The sequence below is a fragment of the Microbacterium sp. B24 genome, from assembly GCF_000333415.1.
Taxonomy (GTDB): domain Bacteria; phylum Actinomycetota; class Actinomycetes; order Actinomycetales; family Microbacteriaceae; genus Microbacterium.
Window position 1 is genome coordinate 1 of record NZ_BADB01000317.1, and the last position, 2,498, is coordinate 2,498.

Here is a 2,498-nt window from a genome sequence, read left to right on the forward strand (position 1 = left end):
CGAGCTCGGTCCCGGGGATCCTCTAGAGTCGCTCGTCGTGCGGATCCGGGGCGACGCGCAGCCGGCCCTGCAGTCGTTCGCGGTGGTCGATGTGGCGGGCTCGCGCGTGTCGGTCGACGTCGCCCCGCACGTCACGGGGACCGCCGGCGACCTGACGCTCACCGCGGCGCGCGTGCTCGACGATGCGGCGGCCACCGCGACCGTCGTCGGCGGCTCGACCACGTTCGACGTCGTCGCGGCGTCGCCGGGCGCCTACCGAGTTGCCGTCACGGTGTCTTCGGGAGGGCACGAGGCCACCGGCACCGTCCGACTCAAGCTGCTCGACCCCGGCGGGCCCGCCGACCTGTCCACCTCGCCGGTCGTCGCCTTCGTGCGTCCGCAGGCCGATGCCACCGTCGACGTCCTGGCCGCGGTCACCAACCCCACCCGGCGGGTGCTGCTGCTGAGCGATCTGGTCATCCGCCCGGTCACCGGTGCGTCCCTGTCGGCCGACGTCGTGGCCCAGAGCCAGCTGCGGGTGTCGGGCTCGACGGCATCCGGCGCGTCGGGTCTGCTGGGAACCGTCTCGTACCGGGTCGGCGACGGCACGACCGACGAGGGTTCGGCCATCACCGGTGAAGCGACGGTGTACCTGCTGCCGCCCGCCGCCGAGCAGGCGCCGATCGCCGTCGACGATCGTGCCGTCGTGCGCGCGGGCGCGCAGATCGACATCCCGGTGCTGGACAACGACGTCGCGGCGGTCGGCACCCGCCCTCGCCTGGACCCGGAGTCGATCGTCGCCTCGCGCCCCGACGTCCTCGCCTTCGCCGCCGGCGATGTGCTGCGGGTGCTGGCTCCCACGACGCCGGGGGACGTCACGATCTCCTATCGGGCGTTCACGACCGGCGCACCGGCGCTCGGCGACACCGCCACGGTGCACCTGAGCGTGGTCGGCGACGGAGCGAACCGCGACCCCCTGCCGCGGACGCTCTCGGGGCGGGTGCTCAGCGGACTGTCCACGGTCATCGCGTTCGACGGCTTCGGGATGGATCCGGACGGCGACGTCGTGCGTCTGGATCGCATCGTCGATCAGCCCGCGCACGGCTCGGCCGTCATCTCCGCCGACGGTGCGTCCATCGTCTACTCCAGCGATGCCGGGAGTTCGGGGCAGGACACGTTCACCTACCGGGTGGTGGACCCGTCGGCGCCGCGGGCGTCGGAACCGTCCGCGTCCGGGTGCTGAGCGGCGATGCCAGTCCTGCCCCCATCACCTTCACCGATTACGTGCAGGTGCAAGCCGGTGACGGCAACGTGCTGCGCGTGCATCCCCTCGCCAATGACATCGACCCCCTGCAGGGCACGCTGACCCTGCAGCGGGTGCGCCCCGACGTGCCTCAGTTCGCGTTGGACGGGTCGCCGACGGCGGAGTTCACTCGTCTGCAACAGCGACTCGTGTCGCAGAGCGACGACACGGTCACGATCGCGGCGGGACCGACACCCGGGACGATGTCGTTCCTCTACGACGTGGTCTCCTCGGCCGGAAACACCGCCCGCGGCCTCATCGTCGTGCGGGTGGTCGCCCAGCGCGTCGCCGACTTCCCGGTCGTCTCCGACACCGTGCTCGACGCCGACGGACGCGCTGATCTGGCGCGAGGCATCGACGTGCTCTCCGGCAAGGTGCTGTGGTCCGGCGGCGACACGGGCGACCTGTCGGTCGGGCTCTGGGCACCGGTGGACGGCATCACCGTCGAGGGGACGCGCCTGGTGGGCACCGTCGACGACCGCGCCCACGTGATCCCCTTCTCGGTCACGGGGCAGACGTCCGCCGGACCCGTGACGACGTACGCGTTCCTGAGGATCCCGGCCGCCGCCGATACGCCGTTGGCGCTGCGTGCCGGGGCGCCCCCGCTCACCGTCGGCGAGAACGCGCAGGCCGATGTCGACCTCGCCGCGCTCATCACGGTGCCACGCGGTCGCGCCCTGGAGCTGTCCGGCGAGACCCGCGCCTCGGGCGCGCGGCCCGGGGCATCGTGCACCGCCGTCGGCGGAACCACCCTGCGTTACGCGGCCGGCGCGGACGCGCCGTGGACGGACACCTGCCGGGTGCTCGTACGCCTGGCCGGTCAGCCGGCCTGGACCGTCCTGGCCATCCCGGTCGTGGTGACCCCGATCGCCCCGCAGCCGCGGCTGTCACCGGCCGCGCTCGAGGTCGCTCCGGGCGACACCCAGGTCTTCGACCTCGGCGCGATGACCACCTGGCAAGGGCGCCCCGAGGCGATCGTCTACCGGGTCGACGGGACCCCGGCATCCTTCGACCTCGCGCTGCAGGGCGCGCAGCTGAGCGTTCGAGGCCGCGATGCGGCCGCGCCCGGCACGATCGAGAGCGTCGTCGTCCAGGTGACGTCGCACCCGGGTGTCGCTCCGGCGCGGATCTCCCTGCGGGTCGGCGCCGCCCCGTCCACGTTGCCCCAGGGCGGTTCGGTGCAGCAGCGACTCTAGAGGATCCCCGGGACCGAGCT

The 2,498-nt window shown here is 73.2% G+C and carries 2 protein-coding genes; both read left to right on the plus strand.

What is annotated here, in order from left to right:
• On the plus strand, window positions 1-1,222 hold a 1,222-nt coding region (locus I5I_RS17560; protein WP_239640061.1), incomplete at its 5' end, for an Ig-like domain-containing protein.
• A complete protein-coding gene (locus I5I_RS17565; RefSeq protein WP_239640062.1) occupies window positions 1,216-2,478 on the plus strand; it encodes a hypothetical protein in 1,263 nt (420 codons plus the stop codon). The genes I5I_RS17560 and I5I_RS17565, both read left to right, overlap by 7 nt.
• Window positions 2,479-2,498: the final 20 nt, after the last annotated feature.